This is a genomic window from Burkholderia sp. JPY481 (assembly GCF_038900515.1).
Taxonomy (GTDB): domain Bacteria; phylum Pseudomonadota; class Gammaproteobacteria; order Burkholderiales; family Burkholderiaceae; genus Paraburkholderia; species Paraburkholderia youngii.
Genome location: NZ_JAYMRT010000217.1, coordinates 1 through 255, shown reverse-complemented (window position 1 = coordinate 255; position 255 = coordinate 1). Strand labels below are relative to the sequence as shown.

At 67.8% G+C, this 255-nt stretch carries 1 protein-coding gene; it reads left to right on the top strand.

The window, feature by feature from the left end; genetic code table 11:
* A partial coding sequence (locus tag VSR82_RS40420; protein WP_498858966.1) for a GspE/PulE family protein occupies nt 1–255 on the top strand: 255 nt, incomplete at both ends.

The window sequence follows — 255 nt, the reverse complement described above, 5'->3', positions numbered from 1 at the left end:
GATCGGCATGAGCTTCGCGCGCGCATTGCGCTCGATTCTGCGTCAGGACCCGGACATCATCATGATCGGTGAAATCCGCGACCTCGAAACCGCGCAAATCGCGGTGCAGGCGTCGCTGACCGGCCACCTGGTGCTCGCGACGCTGCACACGAACTCCGCGACATCGGCCGTCACGCGTCTGACCGACAGGGGCGGCGAGCCGTATCTGCTCGCCTCGTCGCTGCTCGGCGTGCTCGCGCAGCGGCTGGTGCGGCG